Below are 24814 nucleotides of genomic sequence, written 5' to 3' on the forward strand. Positions count from 1 at the left end.
TTGGATTGAAATCGAAAGGCATAATCGGATGGTCGAAATTCGAACCTATGACGGCGACGGAAGCGACTTTGCCGAATTGTGTCTGCGCATCCGCGGGCAGGAGGGCGAAGCGGAAAAATGGTCGCCGCTGTGGGACGCCGACTATCTGCGCGGCCAGATCGAGGCCCCTGCCGCCGATCGCGAGTTGATGGTCGCCGCCTATGACGGAGGGCGCCTGATCGGATCGTTCTTCGCGGTACCCTATAGGTTCAATCTGCGCGGTGAATCCCTTCGGGGAACCTATTCGACCTGCCTGATGATCGACCCCGCCTTTCGCGGCCTGACACCCTACGTGATCGAGAAACTCCGACGCCGTCACCGAGACAACGGCTACGCCCTTTCGCTCGGCTTCGTCATGGGCGGGCCGGGTTCCGGCCCCCATCAGTGCTGGACCAGCTACGCCAGGGCCTATCCGAAGAACTGCCGCTTCGTTGCCGACGCCGGATACTGGATCAGGGCCTTCGATCCTTCCGTGCTCGACGCGGAAAGCCGCGCCGGGCAGGCCCGCGCCGACGAACAACTCGCCGGCCGGCTGTCAGGGGGCGAAGTTGACCCGCCGCCGGACACCGAACTCAGGGCCTGCCGTGAAGACGATATCGATGCGTGCCTGGAACTGCTCAGGGCTCAGGCCGCCAGGGCGGACTGCTCGATGGACTGGGACCGCCAAAGCCTCGGCAGGCATCTGATCGGTTCCGCCAACACGGATGCGCTGGTCGCCGATCGCGACGGGTCGGCCATCGGCCTTGTCGCCATGCACCGGCTGCCCGTCTGGAACGAAAGGCCCGTCCACGGCGTTGTCATCGACATGCTTGCCGCCGATGCCCGCGACGATCAGACCAGGCGGCTCCTCCTGAACGGCGCCTGCGCGAAAGCACGCGAGGCGGGTGCGCAGATCGCAACCGCCCTTCGCTCATCCATGTTCCGCGCACGCGTCATGATCCCGGCAGGTTTCCTGCCGGCCCCCGATCCGGGCCGGCTTGTGGTGCTGTTCGCGGACGAGACAATCGAGGCCTCGGCCGCCGACGATTTCGAGCTGATGTTGCGCTGAGCGGCGTCAAATCCAGTTTGGAACTCTTGAGAGGATGCGCTTGAGGCCCGCGAACGCCTCGTCGAAATGCGCGTCCTCGAGGATGAACGGCGGCAGCAGCAGGATCCGGCTGCCGGCGATATGCACCCATAGTCCGCGCGCGAAACAGGCCTTCGCCACCATGTCCATGGCCTCGGCGTCAAGCGGCTCGCGCCCGGTGCCGTCGCGCACCAGGTCGATGGCAAAAAGCATCCCGATGCCGCGGGCATTGTCGACGACCTGCAGTTCCTTCAGTTCCTGGAGCCGTTCGAGGAACGCCGCGCCCCGCGCCGCCGCATCCGCGATCAGGTTGTCCCGCGTTAATATATCGATGGCCGCAAGGCCCGCCGCACAGGCCCCCGGGTGACCCGCATTGGTCGAGCCGTGGTTGAAGCGCATGTCATCCGTTTCGGCGAGGAAAGTATCCCAGATCTCGTCGGTCGCGACCGCCGCCCCGAGCGGGAAATAGCCGCCGCTGATCGCCTTGCCGAGGCACATGACATCCGGATCGAGATTGAACCGCTCGGAGGCGAACAGTGTCCCGGTGCGGCCGAAACCGGTCGTCACCTCGTCGACCACCAGCTTGATGTCGTGGCGCTTGCAGGTCTCGCTGATGATGTCGAAATAGGCTTGTCCGGGCACGATGGCACCGCCCATGCCCTGCACCGGCTCCATGATGAACATGGCGACCGTCTCGGGGCCTTCGGCGAGAATGGCCTTTTCAAGCTGCTCGGCGCAGGCGACCTCGAAGGCCTCCCGTTCGGCCTCGGTCTGGCTGTCACGGTTGAAGGGCTGCGCGATCTTGATGAATCCCTCCGGCATCGGGCCGAAGCCCTGCTGGTCGTCAGCGAACCCGGATGCCGCCAGCGCCCCGTAGGAAACGCCGTGATAGGCGTTTTCAAGCGAGATGACCTTGTATTTGCCCGATCCCTTGCGATGAAAATACTGCCGTACCATCTTGATGGCCGTTTCCACCGATTCCGAGCCGTTGGATGTCAGGAATACGCGATTGAGGCGGCCCGGCGCGATCTCGGCAACCTTGCGCGCAAGGTCGATGGCCGGCCGGTGCGCCGTCCGGAACAGCGCCGCGAAACTCAGCTCGTTGAGCTGCGTGTTGATGGCCTCGATAATGTCCTTCCGCCCGAGGCCCAGCGGCGCGTTCCAAAGGCACGAGGTCAGGTTGAGGTAGCGCTTGCCGTTCTGGTCGAAGAGATACGGTCCCTCGCCGCTTTCGACGACGATGTTCTGCGCACCGAGGATCTTCTGCATCTGGCTGAACGGATGCCACAGGTGGTAGTCCGCTCCGGCGTCAGGTTCCTGCCCGGCGATCTGCTGTTCGGATTGGCTCATGACTGCTGTTTCTCCGATGAAACCATGGGAAGCGGAATGGTCTGGGTCCAGCCCAGCGGCAATGTGCTGCCGGTGATCCAACCGGCATCGCTGGATGCCAGAAACGCAACGGCATTGGCGATATCGTGACGCGACCCGGTGCCGAGCGGATGGCAGGCATTGACCTGCTCCCAGGCCTCCGGCGTGAAGTCTTTCGCGAAATCGTGCAGCATGGGCGTGTGAGCCAGCGCCGGCGCAATGCACACGGCGCGGATTTTCTTCGGCGCCACTTCCAGCGCCAGCGAGTTCGTCAGCGCAATCACCGCGGCCTTGCTGGCACCGTACGCCGCGTTGCCGGCACAGGCATTCTCGGCCAGCACCGATGCGACGTTGATGATCACGCCGCCCGGCGACGTCATATGCGGCAACGCTTCGCGGGTGACCCGAACCGTACCCTTGACGTTGACGTCGAACGTGAACTCCCACTGCTCGTCGGTCAGGTCCTCGAACAGGCCGAAACAGCTGACCCCGGCACAGTTGACGACCGCGTCGATGCGGCCGAATTCGGAGGCGGTCTCGGCGACCATCTGTCTGACGAAACCCAGGTCCGTTATGTCGCCCTCGTACCAGCGCACCGGCGCGCCGCGCCGCTCGAGCCGTCCCAGCAGACGCTTTGGCGCAACCCGGTCGGTAAGCACCAGCGTTGCGCCTTCCTCGGCGAACTTCTCGGCAATGGCGCCGCCGAATCCGCGGTCGTTGGCACCGGTCACAAGGACAATGGAATTCTCGAAACGTTGCGACATGTTAGAACCGGCACCTCCACCACTTCATCGCTGCTGGGATCGCTCGACAAGGCGGCATAGTAGCGACGCGCAGGCCCGGCGGAAACGCTTTTTTTAAAGAGACGACGAATTGCCTATTCCTGATGTGAAAGGCCTGTTTTCGAAGCGGTAATCAGGTCGACAGACGGGTCCGAGACCGTATCTTCACGACTCCCGGAAAGCGCGCCTGATCTGGTCGGACAGGGGTTTCAAGGCGTAATTCAGCACCGAACGCCGGCGCGTCTGAATGAACACCTCGACGGGCATTCCGGCAATGAGATCCAGCCCCTCCAGGGTCGCGAGTTCTTCCTCAGCCACGTCAACATACACGGTGTAGTAAGGCGCGCCGCCGCCTGGTTCGTGAAGAACGTCCGCGGACACCCGGGTCACCGTGCCGACAAGCTCCGGTGTCGTGCGCAGGTTGAAGGCCGAAAACCGGACCTGCGCCGATTGCCCCGCGAATACCTCGTCGATGGAGCCGGGTTCTATGCGGGTCTCGATCTCGAACCGTTTGTCCTGCGGAACGATCTTCATCAACGTTTCGGCGGCGCCGACGACGCCGCCTATGGTGAAGACATTCAGATCATGGACGATGCCCGACGCCGGCGCCGTGATCTCGACGCGCCGCATCCTTTCCTGCGTGGATTTCAGAAGCTGGGACACCTCGTCATATTCGCCCGCGGCCTGCCGCAGCGTGGCGAGCACCTCTTCCCGGAAGTCGTGGTCGATCTGCAGGATCTGCAGTTCCGTCTCGCTGATTGCGTTCTCCGTACGCGCGATGGCCGCTTCAAGCTCTCCGATCCGGCCGGTCAGCGTTTCGCGTTGCCGCTCCAGGTTCAGGACCCGCGATGCGGTCGCCAGTCCCTTTTCCCGCAACTGGCGGACCCCGGTCAGTTCCTGGTCGAGCGAGGCGATCTGCCTTCCGTTCGACCGGATGACAGTCAACGTTCCCTTCACCTGGTTCTCGAACTGCGCGATTTTCTCGCGAAGGCGCGACACCTGGCCATTGCGGGACTGGCGCCGCGCCTCGAACAACCGCTCTTGGCCGTGTCGCACGGCAGGATCGGATATGATCCGGTTGATATCCAGCAGGTCATCCCGCCACCGGATGGCGTCAAGGCCGTCACGCTCCGCCTCCAGCCGCGCCAGCCGGGCGACCGCTTCTCGCAGCCGCGCCGCGTGGACCTTGAATTCCGCCCGCAACAGCGTGTCGTCGAGCCTGATCAGGGGTTCGCCCTGCTCAACCCGCTCCCCATCGGCAACACGGATCTCGGCGATCAACCCGCCATCGGCATGCTGGACATCCTTCGGCCGGCCGGCCACCGAGACCTTGCCCTGCGACACCACCGCGCCGGACAAGCGGGCAAAACTTGCCCAGCCGCCGCCGACGACGAACAGAAGGACCATCAAGGCGAGCCCGAGACGGATTGTCCTGCGCGCCGATGTCCGCACGCTTGGTCCATCGGGCGGAGCGGCCGGTTGTGGCTGTCGATCGATTGATAGCCTCATCTGGAAGTCCTGTGCGATGCCAGCGCGATATTGCGGCCCGGAACGGCGCGGGTCAGCTTGCGCAGTACCTCGACCTTTTCGCCGAACTGGACCTGCTGACCGTTTTTCAGGAACAGGATCCTGTTGACCGCCGCGATGGCGCTTGGCCGGTGCGCCATGACGACGACGCAGGACCCGCGTTGCCTGAGCACCTTTATCGCGTTGATCAACGCCGCCTCCCCGTCGGCGTCGAGGCTCGCATTCGGCTCGTCGAGCACCACCAGCCTGGGACAGCGCAATACGGCACGCGCCAGGGCGACGCGCTGGGCCTGCCCACCCGACAGGATCGATTTGCCCCTGGCTAGATCGGTGCTGTAGCCGTCGGGAAGCGTCAGGATCAGTTCGTGAACGCCTGCAAGCGTTGCAGCCTCGACAATCTGCGCATCCGTCACGGTCGGGTCGAAACGGGCAATGTTCTGCCGGATCGTAGCGGCCATAAGATCGACGGACTGGGGCAGGTAACCGACATGGCGTCCAAGGGCATCCCTGTCCCACTGCTCGAAGGTGCCGCCGTCCAGCCGGACTGTGCCGCGATCCGGCGCCCACAGGCCGATCAGCAGTCTGGCGAGGCTCGACTTGCCGGAACCGCTCGCGCCGATGACGCCGAGACCGTCGCCCGGTTGCAGCTCGAACTGAATGCCGTTGAGAATCGGCCGGCGGCGCCCCTGCCGGTCGGCCTCGGCAACTTTGACAACACCGTTCACCGTCAAACAGCCCTTGGGCGCCGGCAGGGCAAACGGAGTGAAGCCGGACGGCTGGCCCTCGAGCACCTGCAGAAGGCGCTTGTACGCCTGGCGCGACACGATCAGGTTTTTCCAGTTGGCGACCGCCGCGTCGATCGGCGCAAGTGCCCGGCCGGCGAGGATCGAGGCAGCGATCATCGATCCGGCGGAAATTTCCTGGAAGATTGCGAGGCAGGCACCGAGCGCCAGGATGCCGGACTGGATGAACAACCGCATCGCCTTGGTGAACGACTGAGCAACTTCCGAGCGGCCGCCCGCTGTTTGGGCTTCAGCCAGTCCATCATGGCGTATCAACTGCCAGTGCCTGCACACATCGGCAACCATGCCCATAGCCACGATCGCTTCGGCATCCCGCTTCGCCGCCTCGGAGAAGTTCGTGTCGCGAATATCCTCAGCCGCCGAGCGCGCAATGGGACCGCGTGTCATCCACTCATTGACCAGGGTCGCGGCAACGACGGCCAATGCCCCGACGGTGGCCAGGAGACCCAGCCAGACATGCAGGAGATAGACGATGCCGAGATAGATCGGCACCCAGGGCAGGTCGAACAGGGCCGGCAGGCCGTTCGAGCACAGGAACCGCCTGATCGCCGAGAGATCGCCGACCGGGCGCACCGGTTCCGCGCCTGTTCGGGTTCCGGACCCGATGAACGCCGCCTGTGCCGGTGTCATCAACTCTATGTCGAGGCGATATCCGGCGCGCGAAAGCACGCGGGCGCGGACGAAATCGAACATGCCCAGAAACGCATAGAGGACCGCGACCATCGCAAACAGGGCGACCAGTGTGGGAATGGAGCGGCTCACCAGGACACGATCGTAGACCTGCAGCATGAAGAGCGGTCCGGTGAGCATCAATACGTTAATGGCGAAGGAGAAGGCGCCGACATACAGGAACGAGTCCCGCAGCGATCCGATCGCGCGGGACAGTGGATTCGTTGTAGTCGCCGGATTTTGAAGAACTGCCAATGCTCACCCGTGATTGTCAAATTTGCGGAATTCTATGATCGGGCCCGCACGTTGTTCCTGCGCGGACCCGATGGATGCCCTGATCAATCAGCCGATCAGCACATCGTCCTGTCGCAGGTTTGCAAGGTCGACATCCTCGAGCACAAGGGAGCCCTGATCGCCCGCGTCGATAACCACGTTTCGGCCGTCCTGGATGGCGGCATCGAACAGGGCCTCCGTCGTCTCGAACAGGTCGCTGTCGAAAACCAGCGTGTCAGATTTCCTGCCCGTATTGAAATCGGTGATCGTATCGTCGCCGAAAATGCCTTCGAAGATGAAGGTGTCGTAGCCGGCGCCGCCGGACATGAGGTCATTGCCCTCGCCGCCATTGAGTGTGTCGTCGCCCCTTCCCCCCTGCAGGTTGTCGTCTCCGGAACCGCCGGCCAGATTGTCGGCACCTTCGCCGCCCTCCAACTGGTCCTTGCCCTCGAGACCCTCGAGGACGTCATCGCCGGCCATGCCGAGCAGCAAGTCGCTGGCATCCGATCCGCTCATCTGCTCGTCATCGTCGGTACCGCCGGTCCGGTCGTAGGAAATCAGGGCATTGTCCTGGATGAATTCGATGTCTGTATTCGCCTCGATCACGTCGGCCAGCGTCGTGTCCCACAATGCATCGAGTTCCCTTTGCGGCAGTTCCGAGCCTTCGCTCCAGAACGGATCACCGTCGCGCAGCCTGAGGAACTGATCCGTGATCACCGTTGCGAACAACTCACCGACCATCCCGCTGCCATGCGGATCCTCCGCAAGGCCGCCGATCCAGGCATCGACGGCATCCACGTCTCCGTAGAGCTCCTCGAGCCGGGCGGCGAGATCGGCGTCCGACGTGATGTCGCTGAAGTCCTGCGCCCGCTCGAGACCGAGCGCTTCGCGCAGATCGTTATAGGCGGCGACACCCAGGTCGCGTCCGCGCTGGATGTTGAGGGAAGCAAGGTCGAGACCGCCGGAGCCCGGCGCGCCGAACAGGAAGGAACGGACATCCTCGATCACCTGTACGTCGAGTTCCTGGGCAGTGCTGTCGGCAAGACCGCGAAGAATGGGATCGATGCCGCCGAATTCGGCGATCAGGTACGGTGAGAAATACGCGTCGCGCAGTTCGAGATTGCCCGCCTCAATGACCGAACCGTCTTCATTCAGCCGCTGTATCTGGGATGACAGCAGGCTATGGCCGAACCGGTATGCCGCGGTCGAGAACTCGACGGTGATGCCGGGATTGACGTTCGGGTCATAGCCCTCATATTCGGTGATCGCGTCCTCGCCGAGCAGCACGGGAAGGAACTCGTTGAAGGTGATCGCCTGGATTTCCGCCTCGACGCGCTGGCGCGCCGCGTTAAAGAGGTCGTCGTCGCTGAGACCGGGATCCGCCGCCGCGAGTTCGTCGACAATGCGGTTGTGCTCGCGGGCAAACAGCGTGTGAAGCGAAGTCAGGGCAACATTTTCAGCAGCCCTTATGTCGCCCGCCAGGACCGAATTCTCACTCGGCTGGACAAGCAGGTCCTGTGCGTCGAGGAGCAGTGTGCCGCCTTCGCCCCTGAGCGAGGCCGCAGTTTCCGCGTCGGAACCGTAGACCATCGAGGCATCCAGAAAGGCCGTGATCGCGTTTTCGTACTGGCGCGGCGTCGTCTCGCCCGTGCCTTCGACCGGATCGGCCCGGAAGAAATCAATCGTCGCCTCACCCGTGCCGTCGGGGTCGAACAGGGGATCGCCGGTCGGAACGGAGATGGGAAAGGCCTCCGAGTCGCCGGCCTCGGTCAGGTCCAGATCATGGTCGATGAACTGGCCCCACGCCCAGAACAGATCGCTGACGCCGAAGCTGTTTGGTTCATCGCCGGTCTGCTGGGCCACCGCATTGCTGATCTCGCGCGCGCTCGGCAACCCCTCCACCGGCGTGCCGATGCCGTCCTCGAAACGCACATCGGCGAGGCGCAGCAGGGTCTGCCCGGCCGCTCCCCAGTCTGTGTTTTCCTCGACAGTGCCGGTGCCGTCGATGGGACGAACGGCCGTGACCAGGATGTCGGGTTCGTTCGGATCATCGTCTCTTCGTCTCCGGTTCTGGGAATCCCGTTCGCCTTGACCCCTGTGTCGCATCTTTTTTCTCCTCGAATTTGCTTTCGAATGGATTGGTTTGCGGGGTTCAGATGCGGATGGCCGGCTGAAACAAAGCTGAAGCCGATCTTAAGGTTTCCTTAAGGTTCAATCAGAGGAGGAAGCACCTTCCCCGCATTGATCGGAAAGCGCGAAAAATTACGCATAATCAATAGGTTAAATGATCGCACGGCAAAAGCAGCGCGCCGGGGTGGCGCACCATGCAGGTGTCTCAAACCGATGCCCGCCCTTGGGCGTCATCCGTCAATCGCGCATCACGGTTCCGGGCTTTCACCGCTTCCGATCGTATATCCGCGCCCGCGTATCGTGCGGATGAACCGGTGATCGATCTTGTTGCGCAGGTGGGCAACATATACTTCGACTGTGTTGGAATCGCGTTCTTCGAAATAGCCGTAGATTTGCTCGGCCAGTTCCGACTTGCTGTGCACCTTGTCCGGCCGCAGCATCATCGCCCTCAGCAGCTTCAGTTCATTGCCGGTCAGATCGACCGGCTCGCTTCCGCGATAAACCCGCCCTGTCAATACGTTAAGCGAAACATTGCCGTACCGTATATCGGCCTGCGCCAGGCCGGCGGAGCGCCGGATCAGGGCATGCAGCCGGGCGACCAGCTCTTCCATCTGAAACGGCTTTGCGAGGAAATCGTCGCCGCCCGCATTCAGGGCGCCGACGCTGTCCTGCCAGCCTGTACGTTCCGTCACGGTGAGAACCGGTGTTCGAACGTCTTTCGACCGCCAGTGGCGCAGCACGGAGATTCCGTCCTTCGCCGGCAGTTCCAGATCGAGAATGATGGCGTCGTATCGCTCCGTTTCTCCCAGAAACTGACCGTCCACGCCATTGGCCGCAAAATCGACCGTAAACCCCTCACGCACCAATTCAAACTGTATTTGTTTTTGTAGTGCGATAGCGTCTTCCACTACGAGAATTTTCATGTCCAGGACCCGATTTTTCCCACCCGGCCGCAACGGATGCGCCTGTGTGCTCGCCCATCCGCTTGCCGGAACATGTAATCGGCTGTCGTATCCGCGGTCACAATCGCCCATCAAACCGCACTTTTTACTGCCTATACGTCGCCCACTTTTATTCGCCGACCCGATTTTCCCTGCGACATGCGCCGCAAAGGCGATCCCAATTGATCACCAGGTCGGACAGCGGGATTTTGAGCGAGCAATGGGGCGTCAATTAGTCGGCACATTCTCCTCCCCACCGCAGCGGACCGTGATCGGCCCGGCGGCGGTTCAGGCCGCAGCAGCGCCGGTTGCGGCCGTCCTTTCCATTTTTTCTCGACGCGGCGAGGGCTGATGTGCAATCTAACGGAAAACCGCCGGTTCTGCGGATCGGTCGCGGGTGGCGCCGCGGCATTTGTTCCCTGGAACCGGGCAAAAACTGGTAGCAGGCCTACAGCAGGGAACCACGATGGAACTGAAAACAATCGCCGTCGCACTGACATTGTCTCTCGGCGCCAGTGCGGTACTGGCCGAGGAAGTGCGCGTCTACAACTGGTCCGACTATATCGACGAAGAGCTTTTGAAGAAATTCGAGGACGAGACCGGCGTCAAGCTGATCTATGACGTCTTTGATTCAAACGACGTATTGGAAACCAAGCTGCTGGCGGGCAGTTCCGGCTATGACGTCGTCGTGCCTTCTGCCAGTTTCCTGCAGCGGCAGATCCAGGCCGGCGTGTTCCAGCCGCTCGACCAGGACAAGCTGCCGAACAGCAAGCATTTGTGGGATCTGATCAAGCAGCGCACGGCACCCTACGACCCGGACAATGCCTATTCGGTGAATTACATGTGGGGCACCACCGGCATCGGCATCAATGTCGACAAGGTCAAGGAAGTGCTCGGCGGTGATGCGCCCGTCGATTCACTGGAACTCGTTTTCAATCCACAGTACATGGAAAAGCTCGCCGCTTGCGGCGTCCATTTCCTCGATGCGTCGGCCGAGATGATCCCCGCGGCCCTGACCTATATCGGTGAGGATCCCAACACCCAGGACACCGATATCATCGCCAGGACCGAGCCTGTGCTGATGGCCATCAGGCCCTATGTCACGAAGTTCCACAGTTCCGAGTACATAAACGCGCTCGCCAACGGCGATATCTGCGTCGCCTTCGGCTATTCGGGCGACATCCTGCAGGCACGCGACCGCGCCGACGAGGCCGACAACGGCGTGACCATCGCCTACAATGCGCCCAAGGAGGGCGCCGTCATGTGGTTCGATCAGATGGCGGTTCCGGCCGACGCGCCCAACCCGGACGCGGCGCATAAATTCCTCAATTTCATGATGGACCCGAACAACATGGCGGCGGCGTCCAACTATGTCTACTACGCCAACGGCAATCTCGCCTCGCAGGAATTCCTGGAGGAGGATGTGATCAACGACACGGCGATCTATCCCAACGATGAAACGCTGAAATCGCTTTATACGACGATCGCCTGGGTACCGCGCACGCAACGCTACGTGACGCGCCTGTGGACCAAGATCAAGTCCGGAACCTGACCAGAGCCTGCCGCCGCGGGGGCGGCAGGTGCTCATGCGGGGGACATGATGCAACAGACGGCAACCGGCGGCAGCTTCTCGCCCTGGGACGACCCGAACGAGGAACCGCTCATCCGTTTCGAGCAGGTCACCAAGCGGTTCGGCGCCTTCACCGCGGTTGACCGGCTGGATGTCGAAATCTTCAAGGGCGAGTTCTTTGCCCTGCTTGGCCCGTCGGGCTGCGGCAAGACAACACTCATGCGCATGCTCGCCGGTTTCGAAAAGCCGACCGAAGGCCGCATCCTGCTGGACGGGCGCGATATCGGCCCCGTGCCGCCGAACCGGCGCGCCGTCAACATGATGTTCCAGTCCTATGCGCTGTTCCCGCATCTGACCGTCGCCGAGAACATTGCCTTCGGGCTCAAGCGCTCCGATATGCCGAAGGCCGACATTCCGGCCCGCGTCAACGAGATGCTGAACCTCGTTCAGCTGAGGGATTTCGCCGGCCGCAAACCGCACCAGATTTCCGGCGGACAGCGCCAGCGCGTTGCCCTCGCCCGCTCGCTCGCCAAGGCGCCGAAGCTGCTGCTGCTCGATGAGCCGCTCGGCGCGCTCGATAAGAAACTGCGTCAGCAGACCCAGTTCGAGTTGGTCGACATCCAGGAAAAGACGGGCACAACCTTCGTCATCGTCACCCACGACCAGGAAGAGGCGATGACCGTGGCGAGCCGTGTCGCGGTCATGGATCACGGGCGACTGGTCCAGGTGGATACGCCCGACCGCATTTACGAGACGCCGAACTCGGTCTACGTCGCCGACTTCATCGGCGACGTCAACCTGATCGAGGGCAATGTCGCCTCTGTGGATGGCGAGCGTATCGAAATCAGCTGGGCGGAAGGGCAATCGCCGATCATCGGATGCTCCGCCTCTCCCCCGGCGGCGGGAACCCGCTGCTCCTTCGCCATCCGCCCGGAAAAGGTCGCGATTTCGGCCGAACGGCCACCCGACGCCGCCAACGCGATCAGGGGACACATCCACGACATTGCCTATCTGGGCAACATCTCGACCTATCACGTGCGGCTGGCTTCGGGCCACATCGTGAAGGCCCAGGCGGCCAACAGCCGGCGCGTCGGGCGCCGCGACTTCACCTGGGAGGACGCGGTCTGGCTGTCGTGGACCGAGACCGCCGGGATCGTGCTGACGGGATGAACGGATGAACCTGCGCCGTCTCATACTGATCGCCATTCCCTATCTGTGGCTGCTGCTGTTCTTCCTCATTCCCTTCGGCATCGTCCTGAAGATTTCGCTGTCCGAGACGGCGATCGCCATCCCGCCCTATACGCCAACGCTCGACCTTTCTGCCGGATGGCAGGGGCTGACCGCCTATCTCGGCGAACTCGATTTCGACAATTTCCGCTTCCTTGCCGAAGACGATCTCTACTGGAAAGCCTTCCTTTCCAGCCTGACGATCTCGTTCGTCGCGACGCTGCTCGCGCTCGTGGTCGGCTTCCCTATCGCCTACGGCATGGCCAACGCGCCGGAGGAGTGGCGGCCGAGCCTCATGGTGCTCGTCATCCTGCCTTTCTGGACCAGCTTTCTCATCCGGGTCTACGCGTGGATGGGGATCTTGAGCCAGGGCGGGCTGCTCAACCAGTTGCTGATGTGGATCGGGCTGATCGATGCGCCGCTGACGATCCTCAACACAAACACCGCCGTCTATATCGGCATCGTCTATACCTATCTGCCGTTCATGGTGCTGCCGATCTACGCGACACTCGAAAAGCTCGACAATTCGCTTCTCGAGGCCGCGGAGGATCTCGGCTGCTCGCGCATTCAAGCCTTCTGGCTGGTGACCGCGCCGCTTTCGCGGCCCGGCGTGATCGCCGGCTGTTTCCTGGTCTTTATCCCGGTCCTCGGCGAATTCGTCATTCCGTCGCTGCTCGGCGGGTCGGGAACGCTGATGATCGGCAAGGTGCTGTGGGAAGAATTCTTCACCAATCGCGACTGGCCGGTCGCCTCGGCCGTGGCCGTGGTGCTCCTGATCATCCTCATCGTCCCGATTACCCTGTTCCAGCGCAACCAGCAGGCCCAGCGGGAGGCAGACGAATGAGACGCCTGACCTGGTTCAACGTGACGTCGCTGACGCTCGGTTTCGCCTTCCTCTACATCCCGATCGTCATTCTCGTCATCTACAGTTTCAACGCCTCGAAACTGGTGACGGTATGGGCCGGCTTCTCGACCAGGTGGTATTTCGAGCTGATGCGCAACGAGGCGTTCCTCAGCGCCGCCTGGGTCACGCTCAAGGTGGCCCTCGCATCCTCGACGGCGGCCACCGTGCTCGGCACCATGGCCGCCTATGTCATGGTGCGCGGCGGCCGCTTCTTCGGCCGCACGCTGTTTTCCGGCATGATCTACGCGCCGCTCGTCATGCCCGAGGTGATCACCGGCCTGTCGCTGCTGCTGCTGTTCATCGCCGTCGGACTGGAACGCGGCGTGTTCACCGTCGTCCTCGCCCACACCACCTTTTCCATGTGCTACGTGTCGATCGTCGTTTCCTCGCGTCTTGCCACGTTCGACCGGTCGATCGAGGAAGCCGCGCTCGATCTCGGCTGCACGCCATTCGATGCGTTCCGCAGCGTGACCTTGCCGATCATCGCGCCGGCGGTGATCTCCGGCTGGCTGCTCGCCTTCACCCTGTCGCTCGACGATCTCGTCATCGCCTCCTTCACGACCGGGCCAGCGTCGACGACGCTGCCGATCAGGATATTCGGCTCCATCCGGCTCGGGGTCAGCCCGGAGATCAACGCGCTGTCGACGATCCTGATCGCCATTGTCACCATCGGCGTCATCACCGCTTCGCTGGTTTCCAAACGCGCCATCGCGCGCCGGCGAGCCGAGGAACGGCGGGCGGCGGGCGCTTGAATCAGAATGTGAGGAAGTCGCCGCAGGATACTTGCGGTATTGCACGTACATAATTGTTATTTCAGCATAAACGGATGAGCGCTCTGCATCTCCGTATCAATGTGTCACGTGACCCGCCCGACCGCCGGCCCGGCAACGGGGCACAACGGTCGGGATGACGAGCACGCGTGTTCGCGCCGTCAGGTTCGGCTTACGGCCTGACCGGGCGTTGCCTTATGTGGGTATTGCCGGCCGGTCCGGTCCGCCTGACCGTGCAGTTCGGATCGCCCCGGCGGCAGGTGACCGTTTTGCTGGCCGAATTGCCGGTAGGCGTTGTCACGGTTTGCCTGGTGGCACAGCCGTTTCCGACGCAGCCACCGCTCTGTCGCAGGGTATTGCCCTGCGAACCGGTCGTCGTGCGGGTCGCGCCGCAGGCGTTTCCGATACAGCCCGAGCCGCCGGTGACGGAGCCTGGCGGAGGCGGTGGGGGCGGCGGCGGCCGATAGTAGACATTCCACTGCCCGTACCAGGGATAGGTCGAATAGTAGTTGTCCCAATAGGCACGGCTGTAAGCCACGGTGGCAATGCCGACCGTCGCCGCTACGGCAGGGGTGACGACGGTCTGCGTCCCGCCGCTGGAAACGCGGATGTAGTTGGCGGATGCCCAACCCCTCTGCGATCCATAGGCGATGTCGCACCAGGTCACGTTGGCGTTGCATCCGTACATGGTGACCGGTGCGGATTGCGGCACAACGGTAACGACTGGGTATTGTGTTGACGGCCCGGCGCGAAGGTTGAGATCAACCGTCACGGATGCCGTACTCGCTGCCCGGGCCGGCGATGCGATGACGACGACCGCAGCCAGGAACGGTAAGATTGTTTTGAGGTTCATGAAAATCACTCCGTGAAAGATCGTGAGATCCGCCGGACAGGCTGCCGGGGCGACGGCAGTTTGCCTGTCCTGGCGGGTGGAGTGGTGCGATGGCCCCTCGATCGGAATGCAGCGCCCGAATGGAGAAAGGCGCGGCAAAACCGTCGGGACATCATACCGTCCACATCACGATTGCAGTTTCTGCAGGCATTTTCCGGCGGACATTGCGTTGGCCTGCGCGACCTGGCGGGTCATTTGACCCGAAAGGACCAAGTCGCGCGCCTGGGCGCGGACAATGTTTTGCAGATCGGATGTCGGCGTCACATGCGGTGCGCTGGCGTCGTAGATCTGTTTTGCCGGTGCATTGAGCGCCGCGGCGCAGGTATTTGCTTCGGACTGTCCCGCCAGGGCCGAGACCGGTAGAAGGACAAGTGCCAATACGATAATATGTTTCATAGCTTTCTCCGAAATTGTTGCTCTGTCCGATTTAGATATGTTCGATTTGGAGCGCGCACTACTCGGTTTTCGGAGACACGGGTCGCGAAGGAATCATGCCGCAACCAATTGAAAAAAAGAGGAAATTTCCGCACCAGAAACGGGCGCACAAAACCATTGACGAGATTTTGGAAGCAACTGCTCAGCTTTTGGAACGCGGCGGAAAGGCCGGATTTACCACCAATCACATCGCACGGCGCGCCGGTTATTCAATCGGAACGCTCTATCGCTATTTCCCCCACAAGCTGGCGATCATGAGGGAAATGGCGGATTCGGAGCTGAGGCAGCAGGAGGCGGCCGCACGAACCCTGCTTGAAGGAACCGGCGCCTTGGACGCAGATGAGCTCATACGCGGTGTCGTGCGCTCCATCCTGCAGCGCTTCAGCCGCAGCCGGGCCCGCAAGAGCATACTCTCGGCGCTGATCGACGACGCCGAGCTGGTGGCAAGAACGAACGAAACCCATCGTCGCATCATGCACATGTTTCACACGCGCCTCGTGGAGATCGACCCCGCGCGCTTCCGCCGGCCGACGGAGATATCGTGTCTTGCGCTGTCCGGCGCCCTGCTCGGCAGTATACGATCGACACTGTTTTACGAGCCGCAAAGCCTCAAGGACCCGGAATACGAGCGCGAACTGGTGGCGATGGTCACGCATTTCGTCAGCGCCAGGGAACCGACCTGATTGTCCCTGCCCTGAGGCACACCGCAGGTTCTGTTCGGTCGCAATGAAATGGGCCCGCCGGACGATGGCCGGAATGGGGCGACAGTCCGGCCAGGGGTTTGGTTGTCCGGCAGGCCCAAGGCAAGGAATCCCCTGCCATCTCGCTACCGTTTGCAGGCATTGGCGGCAGCCGGCGCAACCGCGCCGCCTGCGGCGGTAAATCGGTCTTTGTTTACGTTTGATGCCCTCTCCGGCGCCGCCTTGCCGATGGCCCGCTACACAAACCGATCGGGCGGAAGCCGAGGCACCGCATGACGCAAAACTAATTAAATATTTATTTGTATTGTGTTCGACGGGTAGGCGCTCGGCAGAAAATTGTCAAGCAGACGAAATCGTCACAAAACCCCTGAGATTGCAGGGTGTTGCATTCGCATCACACTGGCCGATTCGACACCGGATAAGTGGATTTTCACGGTCAAGATGATCCACCGGATTGATGCAAATCTGGGGGATAATTATTGACCGTTCGGCAACAATCGGCGATGCCCGGGCGCCGGGTCCGGGCCGGCATTTGTCCGTATAGCGGACACTCGATCCGCATGGTCTCCTGAGGCCACTCGAACCGGACTACGCTTCACCAACTGCAATCCGGCTCGAATATGCAACGGACAAATTGATGGCCGACAAGACACTGGACATTCGGCGCACCCATCCTGAAAGGCCGGCCATCGCCGGTGCGGGCGTATAGGTCATGGAACGCTTCGACGTCGCCATCATCGGTTACGGACCGACCGGCGCAACACTCGCGCACCTTCTTGGCCAGTGCGGCGTCAAGGTCCTTGTGCTCGAGCGCGAGGCCAGTGCCTATCATCTTCCCCGCGCCGTGCATCTCGACGCCGAGGTCATGCGTGTCATGCAATGGGTCGGAATCGCCGACGCGCTTGAACCCAAGACCGCCCGCCATCCCGGCATGCGCTTTGTCGGCCCCGACGGCAGCCTGCTGCTCGACTGGCCGCGCCCGCAGGGCCCCGGGCCGCAGGGCTGGCGCGCCAACTACCGCTTTCACCAGCCGGATCTCGAAAAACTGCTGCGCGATCACATGGCCGAGCGTGAATCGGTGACGGTCCGCACACGCTGCGAGGTGTTTTCGATCCAGGACGGGGAAGACGAGGCCGAACTGCGCTACGAGGATATGCGCGACGGCAAGGTCCGGAGGGTTGCCGCACAGTATGTGGTCGGATGCGACGGCGCGCGTTCGCTCGTCCGCCGCTTCATCGAGAGCGATATGGAGGATTTCGGCTTCCATGAGCGCTGGCTTGTGGTCGACGTCATTCTCAACGGCGAAAAACCGGAACTGGGCGATCATTCCGTTCAGTACTGCGTTCCCGAACGGCCGGCCACCTATGTGCGCTGCCCCGGTCAGCGGCGACGCTGGGAGATAACCGTCTTGCCCGAGGAGGATTCCGTCGAAATCGTCAGGCCGCAGCGTGTATGGGAGTTGCTCTCGCCGTGGCTGAAGCCGCAGGAAGCGGTGCTGGAGCGCGCGGCGGTCTACGTGTTTCACTCATTGGTGGCGAAGACCTGGCGCAAGGGACGGCTGGTCCTGGCCGGTGACGCCTGCCACCAGACCCCGCCCTTCATGGGCCAGGGCATGTGCGCCGGCATACGCGACGCCGCCAATCTTTACTGGAAGCTCGCGCTTGTCTGCCGGGGCTTGGTCACCGGCACGTCGGCCGAGCGGCTGCTTGGCACTTACGAATCCGAACGTCGGCCGAATGCACGCGAATACATTGAAACGGCCGTCCGGCTTGGCGGACTGATCAACACCTGCGGCACTGAAGAGGCGCTGCGGGCGGCGCTGCGCACCGAGGACGGCACCGCCCGGATGGAGTCCATCGCGCCGCCGCTCGGGCCGGGCCTCGGAACGGGCGGAGGGGCCGGACGGCTCTTCGGCCAGCCGGTCCTGGCGGACGGTGAACGCCTGGACGCTGCCTATCCCCATCAATTCGTCGTCGTTTCGGAGCCGGATCTCATCGACGGCATGGCGCCGCCCGAAGGGGCTGCATTCATATCGACTGCCGCATCGCCGGACGCGGCGGAGCACCTGCAGCGCACCGGTGCCCGCGCCGCGGTTCTGCGCCCGGACCGTTACACACTGGGCACGGCCGAGACGAGGCAGGAGCTTGCCGGCCTCGTCGCCGCCATCCCGCCCGGCCCTCGCACAAACTGACAACCGGAGACGAAAGCAAACCATGAAGCTGTGTTCCTTCGAAGAAAGCGGCCGCGCATCATTCGGCCTTGTCGTGGATGACGGGATCGTCGATCTCGGCAAACGTTTCACGGAGCCGACCCTGCGCGATTTTCTCGCCAATGAGGGTCCAAGGCGCGCCGCCGCCCTTGCAGCCGAGCCCGCGGATTTCGCCTTTGGGGACATCGTCTTTGCACCGGTCATCCCAAACCCGGACAAGATCATCTGCGTCGGGCTCAACTACCACGATCACATTGCCGAGACGGGCCGCAACGAGACAGCCAAACCGGTCCTCTTTGCCAGATACGCCGGAAGCCAGGTCGGCCACGGCCAGCCGCTGGTCAAGCCGCTGGAATCGGACATGTTCGACTATGAGGGCGAGCTTGCCGTCATCATCGGCAAGCCGGGGCGGCGCATTCCCGAAGCCCGTGCGCTCGAACATGTTGCCGGCTATGCCTGCTACAATGACGGCTCGGTGCGCGATTGGCAAAAACACACGCATCAGTTCATGCCGGGCAAGACTTTCGCCGGCACCGGCGCCTTCGGCCCCTGGATGGTGACGGCGGACGAGATACCGGATCCGGCCGAATTGCACCTCACCACGCGCTTGAATGGCGCTGTTGTACAGGACACGGACCTGTCGCTGCTCATAACGCCGATCCCCGGCCTGATCGCCTATTGCTCGACAATCCTGCCGCTTCTGCCGGGCGATGTCATCGTGTCCGGCACACCGGGCGGTGTGGGCGCGCGCCGCACGCCGCCGCTGTGGATGCGCCACGGCGATGTCTGCGAAGTCGAAGTGCCCGGAATCGGCATCCTGTCGAACCCCGTAACGGCGGAGGCATGATGGCGTTCGCCGCCTTTTCGTGTTGAGGTGCAACATGAAAGGATGACGCATGTTGCCGAAGGCTGGTCGGGGCGGAAAAAACGAATCCGTTCGCGCGCTCACGCGCGGGCTCGCCATTTTACGCCACGTAAACGCCGTCGGCGAGGCGCGGCCCGGCGAGATCGCCCGGGCACTGGATATCCCCCGCCCCACTGTCTACCGCCTGCTCTCGACCCTGGAGGAGGCGGGCTATGTCATCTTTTCCGCAAGCGCCAATCTGGTGCGGGTCAGCCCGCTCGCCGCTGCGCTGGGCGACGGCCATGCGCAGCGATCCGAGCTTTGCCAGGCGGCGGGGCCGCTCTTTGCCGCATATGGCGCGAAGCTCGTCTGGCCGCTCGATCTCGCGGTCTATGACAACGCGGCCATGGTGATCCTGGAAACGACACACGCGCGCTCGCCACTGTCGATCGACCGGGCAATGATCGGCTACCGGCTGCCGATGCTGCGCACATCGGCGGGCCGGGCCTACCTCGCCTTTTGCCCCGAGGACGAACGCGAACTGATCCTCGAACATCTTCGGCGCCTGGGCGATCCAGCCGACCTGGCCTTTCTGCGGCCCGCCTGGCTCAACCGCATGATCCGCGACGCCGGCACGCGCGGTTACACGGTCCGTGACGCCGGCGAATTCCGTCCGCAAACGGCATCGATCGCGGTACCGATACGCGCGGAAAACGGGGTCCTCGGTTGCGTGTCGATGATCTGGATCCGCACCGCGCTGACGACGGACAAGGCTGTTGAGACATCCGCCGGGCCATTGCTGGAAATCGCCGGCAAGCTTTCCGAGGCAGTGCAGGCGCACTAGGAGCCGACCGGACGCGCTCTTTGCGGTTCAGACGAATTTGCGGAACAGTCCGGTCCGGTCGAAGATGCCTTCGAGTTCCTCCGTCCGGCCGCGGGTATCATCCCAGTGCATCTCCTGGACCGCGGCGATGGCCGCTTCGACCACCAGCAGTATGGCGATCGATGAGTCCCAGGCCGACGGCACCGTGATGCGCGCCGAGACGGTGTGGCCGGCGATGGCCTGGATGGGCGAGCGCCATTGGTCGGTGAAAAGGATGATTTCCGCACCGCGCTCGCGCGCCATTTCCGCCAGCAGTTGCGTGCTGCTCTCGTAGCGGCGGATATCGAACACCGCCAGGATATCGCCTTCCTTCAGATCCAGAAGATAGTGTGGCCAGGCGTTCGAGTTGGACGGCACGAGAACGACGTTGGGCCGGATCATCTGCAGGTGCAGGAACAGGTAGTTGGCCAGCGTCTGCGTGATGCGGCCGCCGGCGATATACACCCGCCTGTCCGGGTCGGCGACGAGGGCGGCGATGCGGTCGAATATTTGCGGATCGAGCTGTTCCAGGCTGCTGCGGATGTTCTCGGTGGCCTCCTGCGTGAAGCGGTTGAGGATGTGCTGGTCGGGTGCAGCGCTGACCCAGGTCTCCCGCTTGGCGATCGGGTTTGAGAGGATGTCATTCAGTTCCTCGCGCAGTTTCGCCTGGAACTCCGGATAGCCGGCAAAGTCGAGTTTCTGGACCATGCGCGCAATGGTCGGGGTGGACACGTCCGCCGCTTCCGCCAGTTCGGTGATGCTGCCGAGGCCGGAAGCCGGGTAGTTGCTCAGGATGACATCGGAAACCTGCCGCTCGGCCCGCGTCAGCTCCCGCTGCCGGGCGTTCAGTCGTTCGGCGACCGTCGTTTCATGTGGTTCCAACGCCTCCGGCCCTCTCAGCTTGAATAATCAATGCCCATGGCAACCGCGCATGAAGAAAATTTTTCAGTAATTATATTGACAGCTGCCACCATTGTGAAGAATTATTTTCAGATGCTGCTGGACGAGCCGAACGCATTGACACCGGATCAGGTCGTGGCAGTGCTCAACGAATCCGGGGATCACCGCGTGATCCTGGTCTGCGAGCACGCCTCGAACTGGATTCCGGCGGGTTTCAAGGGGCTGGGCCTCGACGCGCTGGCGCAGCACAGCCATGTCGCCTGGGATCCGGGTGCCCTCGGCGTCGCCGAGGCGCTTGGCGGCGCAATGAATGCACCGCTGGTGTTCGGCTGCGTGTCCCGCCTGGTCTATGACTGCAACCGCCCGCCGGAGGCGGACGACGCCGTGCCGGCGGTGTCAGAGGTCACGGCTGTGCCGGGCAATGCGGACCTGACCGCCGCCGCCCGCGCCGAGCGCGTCGACGCGGTTTACCGCCCTTTCCGTCAGCGCCTCGAGCAGGTGATCGGCCGCGCCCCGGCGGACGCCGCGCTTGTCACGGTTCACAGTTTCACGCCCACCTATCACGGCCAGAAAAGAACCACCGAGATCGGCATCCTGCACGGCGAGGACCCGCGCCTCGCCGACGCGATGATGGCGCGTGCCGGGCAGCATACCGGCCGTTGCGTCCGCCTGAACGATCCCTACGGACCGAAGGACGGCGTCGCCCACACGCTCGACCTGCATGGCAGCCGGAACGGTCTTGCCAACGTCATGATCGAGATCCGCAACGATCTCATCGACAGCAAGAACCGGCAGATCAAGATGGCGCAATTGCTGTCCGGCTGGCTGCGCGAGGCGATCGCCGACCTCGCACCGGAGGTTTCATCGTGAACCGGGTGATGGCGACCTATGTGCGCGTCGTGGACGCTGTCAACCACCGCATCGGCAGGATCATGATGTACGGCGTCTTCGTCATGATGGCGATCCTGCTCTGGTCGTCGATCTCGAAGACGTTTTTCCTGCCCTCGCTGTGGACGCTGGAGACCGCCCAGTTCGCCATGGTCGCCTATTACATCATGGGCGGCCCCTATTCGATCCAGCTCGGATCGAACGTGCGCATGGACCTGTTCTACGGATCCTGGAGCATCCGCCGCCGCGCCTGGTTCGATTCCTTCACCGTGTTGTTCCTGATCTTCTATCTCGGCGTGCTGCTCTATGGCGGCATCGGTTCGACCGCCTACTCGCTCGGCCATTGGGGGGACGAGCCGATCGGCTTTCTAAGCCAGATCGTCGGCGGTTTCTTCACCGGCGGCACGGACGGCGCGGCCGAGGTCATCGGACGGGCCGAGCGCAGCCCTTCGGCCTGGCGGCCCTATCTGTGGCCGATCAAGACCGTGATGTGCTTCGGCATCTTCCTGATGCTGCTGCAGGCCGTCTCGGAACTGTTCAAGGACATTGCCTGCCTCAAGGGCTACGAATGGGGGCGCCAGGCCGATGTCGCATGAGATGATCGCCATCTTCATGTTCGCATCCATGATGCTGATGCTGTTCACCGGGCAGCGCGTCTTCGGTGCGATCGGCGCCGTCGCCGCCATCGCCGCGCTTGCCCTTTGGGGCACCGGCGGCCAGGACATTCCGTTCTCGGCCGCCATGAAGCTGATGAAATGGTATCCGCTGCTGACGCTGCCGATGTTCATCTTCATGGGCTACATCCTGTCGGAATCGAAGCTCGCCGACGATCTCTACCGCATGTTCCATGTCTGGATGGGACCGGTGAACGGCGGGCTGGCGATCGGCACGATCGGCCTGATGGTGCTGGTCTCGGCGATGAACGGCCTATCGGTCGCCGGCATGGCGATCGGCGCCACCATCGCCCTGCCGGAGCTCTTGCGACGCGGCTATGACAAACGCATGGTCACCGGCGTCATACAGGCCGGATCATCGCTCGGCATCCTTGTTCCGCCGTCGGTCGTCCTTGTCCTCTATGCCATGATCGCCCGCCAGCCGGTCGGCCAGCTCTGGCTGGCAGGCGTCGTCCCGGGCCTGCTGATGGCCGGCATGTTCATCCTCTATATCGGCGTGCGCTGCTACTTCCAGCCCAGTCTGGGCCCGGCGCTCAAGGACGATGCGCGCACCATGCCGAGGGCCGAGAAGCTGAAGCTCCTGCAGGCCGGCATCCTGCCGCTGGCGATATTCGCGGCGATGATGATCCCCTTCGTCAACGGCTGGACCTCGCTGGTCGAAAGCTCGGCCATCGGCGCGCTCACTGCCTTTGCCGCGGCGGTTCTGCGGGGGCGCATGACGCGCGAGGTGTTCGAGAACAGCACAAGGCAAACGCTGGCGATCTCCTGCATGTTCATGTGGATCATCCTTGCGGCGCTGGGTTTCGGCGCGGTGTTCGACGGGCTCGGCGCCGTCCGCGCCATCGACAACCTGTTCACCGAACAGCTCGGGCTCGACCCGTGGATGATCCTCATCCTGATGCAACTCAGCTTCCTGCTCATGGGCACGTTTCTCGACGACACGGCGATGCTGGTCATCGTCGCGCCGCTTTACGTGCCGCTGGTCAAGGCGCTCGGCTTCGATCTCATCTGGTATGGCGTGCTCTACACGATCACCACCCAGATCGCCTATATGACGCCGCCATTCGGCTACAACCTCTTCCTGATGCGCGCCATGGCGCCGCCCGAGGTGCGCCTTTCCGACATCTACAACTCCATCATTCCGTTTGTCGGGGTGATGATCGCCTGCCTGGCGCTGATCATGGCGTTCCCCGAGATCGCGCTCTGGCTGCCGAAATACATCTACGGGAACTGACAAGAACTCCGAAAGGAGCAGGAATGCAAACCATAACGATGAAAACTCGGAGGACGATATGACTTCACGACGCAAATTTCTGAAGACGGCCGGCATCGCCGGAGCCGCGACTCTCGCCGCGCCCGCCGTCAAGGCGCAGGCGCCGATCAAGTGGCGCATGCAGACCTATGCCGGACCGGCGCTGGCCGCCCATGTGATCAAGCCGTCGATCGACGCTTTCAACATCGCTGCCAAGGGTCAGATGGAGATCGAGCTGTTCTTCTCCGATCAGCTGGTGCCGACGGGTGAACTCTTCCGCGCCATGCAGAAGGGAACCATCGACGCGGTGCAGTCGGACGACGATTCCATGGCTTCGCCCACGGAAGTCACCGTCTTCGGCGGCTATTTCCCGTTCGCATCGCGCTATTCGCTCGATGTGCCGGTGCTCTTCAACCAGTACGGCCTGAAAGAAATCTGGGAAGAGGAATATGCCGCCGTCGGCGTCAAGCACATTTCCGCCGGCGCGTGGGATCCGTGCCACTTCGCCACCAAGGACCCGATCAACAGCCTCGAGGACATGAAGGGCAAGCGGGTCTTCACCTTCCCGACCGCCGGCCGCTTCCTGACGCAGTTCGGCGTCGTGCCGGTGACGCTGCCATGGGAGGACATCGAGGTCGCGGTTCAGACCGGCGAGCTCGACGGCATTGCCTGGTCCGGCATCACAGAGGACTACACCGTCGGCTGGGCGGACGTGACCAACTACTTCCTCACCAACAACATCTCAGGCGCCTGGGCCGGCTCGTTCTTCGCCAACATGGACCGCTGGAACGAACTTCCCGAGCACCTGAAGGTCATGCTGCAGATGGCCATGGACCAGTCGCACTACTACCGGCAATGGTGGTACTGGGGCGGCGAGGCCAATCTGCGTGTCCACGGCACCAAGCTGAAGCTGACGACGATCCCGGACGCCGAATGGGCAACAGTCGAAAAGGCCGCGGTCCAGTTCTGGGACGAGATCGCGGCTGAAAGTCCGACAAAGGCCAAGGTCGTCGAGATCTTCCGCAAGTATAATGCGGACATGGAAAAGGCTGGACGGCCGTACCGTTACAGCTGATATCGGTTTGCGG

At 62.8% G+C, this 24814-nt stretch carries 22 protein-coding genes; 13 read left to right on the plus strand and 9 right to left on the minus strand.

All coding sequences use genetic code 11. The features are described 5' to 3' along the window. Positions 1-28: 28 nt before the first annotated feature. On the plus strand, positions 29-1087 hold the full coding sequence (locus E4M07_RS24315) for a hypothetical protein (RefSeq protein ID WP_136661020.1): 1059 nt from the start codon (positions 29-31) through the stop codon (positions 1085-1087). A gap of 6 nt (positions 1088-1093) precedes the next feature. On the opposite strand, the gene E4M07_RS24320 is transcribed toward E4M07_RS24315, so the two are convergent. The 6 genes from E4M07_RS24320 to E4M07_RS24345 all read right to left on the minus strand — a co-directional run bounded on the left by E4M07_RS24320 (position 1094) and on the right by E4M07_RS24345 (position 9580). Next, the gene (locus E4M07_RS24320; protein ID WP_136661021.1) at positions 1094-2455 is read right to left on the minus strand and encodes an aspartate aminotransferase family protein; all 1362 of its coding nucleotides are present in this window, start codon (positions 2453-2455) and stop codon (positions 1094-1096) included. Further along, positions 2452-3237, minus strand: coding sequence for an SDR family oxidoreductase (locus E4M07_RS24325; RefSeq protein ID WP_136661022.1), 786 nt, complete (start codon positions 3235-3237; stop codon positions 2452-2454). The genes E4M07_RS24320 and E4M07_RS24325 overlap by 4 nt, the downstream gene beginning before the upstream one ends. Positions 3238-3420: 183 nt before the next feature. Beyond that, the gene (locus E4M07_RS24330) at positions 3421-4764 is read right to left on the minus strand and encodes an HlyD family type I secretion periplasmic adaptor subunit (protein WP_136661023.1); all 1344 of its coding nucleotides are present in this window, start codon (positions 4762-4764) and stop codon (positions 3421-3423) included. Then, positions 4761-6509: a type I secretion system permease/ATPase gene (locus E4M07_RS24335; protein ID WP_136661024.1), complete on the minus strand. Its 1749-nt coding sequence runs from the start codon at positions 6507-6509 to the stop codon at positions 4761-4763. The genes E4M07_RS24330 and E4M07_RS24335 overlap by 4 nt, the downstream gene beginning before the upstream one ends. 87 nt (positions 6510-6596) lie before the next feature. Beyond that, positions 6597-8633, minus strand: a complete 2037-nt coding sequence (locus tag E4M07_RS24340; protein WP_136661025.1) for a peroxidase family protein — start codon at positions 8631-8633, stop codon at positions 6597-6599. Between the two features lie 272 nt (positions 8634-8905). Next, on the minus strand, positions 8906-9580 hold the full coding sequence (locus tag E4M07_RS24345; RefSeq protein ID WP_136661026.1) for a response regulator transcription factor: 675 nt from the start codon (positions 9578-9580) through the stop codon (positions 8906-8908). Between the two features lie 484 nt (positions 9581-10064). Here E4M07_RS24345 and E4M07_RS24350 point away from each other — a divergent pair, with 484 nt between their 5' ends. From E4M07_RS24350 to E4M07_RS24365, 4 genes are read left to right on the plus strand one after another with little or no spacing between them, the layout of a single operon-like run. Beyond that, positions 10065-11150: a polyamine ABC transporter substrate-binding protein gene (locus tag E4M07_RS24350; protein ID WP_136661027.1), complete on the plus strand. Its 1086-nt coding sequence runs from the start codon at positions 10065-10067 to the stop codon at positions 11148-11150. A 45-nt stretch (positions 11151-11195) separates the two neighbouring features. Further along, positions 11196-12338, plus strand: a complete 1143-nt coding sequence (locus E4M07_RS24355; protein ID WP_206057384.1) for an ABC transporter ATP-binding protein — start codon at positions 11196-11198, stop codon at positions 12336-12338. 4 nt (positions 12339-12342) lie between these two features. After that, positions 12343-13239 carry an ABC transporter permease subunit gene (locus tag E4M07_RS24360; protein WP_206057385.1) on the plus strand — a complete coding sequence of 299 codons (897 nt, stop codon included), beginning with the start codon at positions 12343-12345 and terminating at the stop codon, positions 13237-13239. Next, on the plus strand, positions 13236-14051 hold the full coding sequence (locus E4M07_RS24365; protein WP_136661029.1) for an ABC transporter permease subunit: 816 nt from the start codon (positions 13236-13238) through the stop codon (positions 14049-14051). Before E4M07_RS24360 ends, E4M07_RS24365 begins: the two co-directional genes overlap by 4 nt. 190 nt (positions 14052-14241) lie before the next feature. Here E4M07_RS24365 and E4M07_RS24370 read toward each other — a convergent pair whose 3' ends face one another. Beyond that, a complete protein-coding gene (locus E4M07_RS24370) occupies positions 14242-14922 on the minus strand; it encodes an SH3 domain-containing protein (RefSeq protein ID WP_136661030.1) in 681 nt (226 codons plus the stop codon). Between the two features lie 165 nt (positions 14923-15087). Beyond that, positions 15088-15357, minus strand: a complete 270-nt coding sequence (locus E4M07_RS24375) for a hypothetical protein (RefSeq protein ID WP_136661031.1) — start codon at positions 15355-15357, stop codon at positions 15088-15090. A gap of 95 nt (positions 15358-15452) precedes the next feature. On the opposite strand from E4M07_RS24375, the gene E4M07_RS24380 reads away from it, so the two are divergent. The 4 genes from E4M07_RS24380 (at position 15453) to E4M07_RS24395 (ending at position 19994) form a co-directional block, all read left to right on the plus strand. Beyond that, positions 15453-16079 (plus strand): TetR/AcrR family transcriptional regulator, encoded by a 627-nt coding sequence (locus tag E4M07_RS24380; protein ID WP_136661032.1) that lies wholly within the window; start codon positions 15453-15455, stop codon positions 16077-16079. A gap of 730 nt (positions 16080-16809) precedes the next feature. After that, a complete protein-coding gene (locus E4M07_RS24385; RefSeq protein WP_136661033.1) occupies positions 16810-18288 on the plus strand; it encodes a bifunctional 3-(3-hydroxy-phenyl)propionate/3-hydroxycinnamic acid hydroxylase in 1479 nt (492 codons plus the stop codon). Positions 18289-18310: 22 nt separating this feature from the next. Then, the gene (locus E4M07_RS24390) at positions 18311-19153 is read left to right on the plus strand and encodes a fumarylacetoacetate hydrolase family protein (RefSeq protein WP_136661034.1); all 843 of its coding nucleotides are present in this window, start codon (positions 18311-18313) and stop codon (positions 19151-19153) included. Positions 19154-19202: 49 nt separating this feature from the next. Next, complete coding sequence (locus tag E4M07_RS24395; protein ID WP_136661035.1) at positions 19203-19994, plus strand: DNA-binding transcriptional regulator; 792 nt, start codon at positions 19203-19205, stop codon at positions 19992-19994. A 27-nt stretch (positions 19995-20021) separates the two neighbouring features. Here the strand turns inward: E4M07_RS24395 and E4M07_RS24400 are convergent, their stop codons facing one another. Next, the gene (locus E4M07_RS24400) at positions 20022-20894 is read right to left on the minus strand and encodes a MurR/RpiR family transcriptional regulator (RefSeq protein WP_136661036.1); all 873 of its coding nucleotides are present in this window, start codon (positions 20892-20894) and stop codon (positions 20022-20024) included. 93 nt (positions 20895-20987) lie between these two features. On the opposite strand from E4M07_RS24400, the gene E4M07_RS24405 reads away from it, so the two are divergent. From E4M07_RS24405 to E4M07_RS24420, 4 genes are read left to right on the plus strand one after another with little or no spacing between them, the layout of a single operon-like run. Beyond that, positions 20988-21782 (plus strand): N-formylglutamate amidohydrolase, encoded by a 795-nt coding sequence (locus E4M07_RS24405; RefSeq protein WP_206057386.1) that lies wholly within the window; start codon positions 20988-20990, stop codon positions 21780-21782. Between the two features lie 8 nt (positions 21783-21790). Further along, positions 21791-22396: a TRAP transporter small permease subunit gene (locus E4M07_RS24410; protein WP_136661064.1), complete on the plus strand. Its 606-nt coding sequence runs from the start codon at positions 21791-21793 to the stop codon at positions 22394-22396. Further along, positions 22386-23708, plus strand: coding sequence for a TRAP transporter large permease subunit (locus tag E4M07_RS24415; RefSeq protein WP_136661037.1), 1323 nt, complete (start codon positions 22386-22388; stop codon positions 23706-23708). The genes E4M07_RS24410 and E4M07_RS24415 overlap by 11 nt, the downstream gene beginning before the upstream one ends. Positions 23709-23766: 58 nt before the next feature. Continuing rightward, complete coding sequence (locus E4M07_RS24420) at positions 23767-24801, plus strand: TRAP transporter substrate-binding protein (protein ID WP_136661038.1); 1035 nt, start codon at positions 23767-23769, stop codon at positions 24799-24801. Positions 24802-24814 lie beyond the last annotated feature (13 nt).

The sequence above is a fragment of the Nitratireductor sp. XY-223 genome (assembly GCF_004959855.1).
GTDB lineage: Bacteria > Pseudomonadota > Alphaproteobacteria > Rhizobiales > Rhizobiaceae > Hoeflea_A.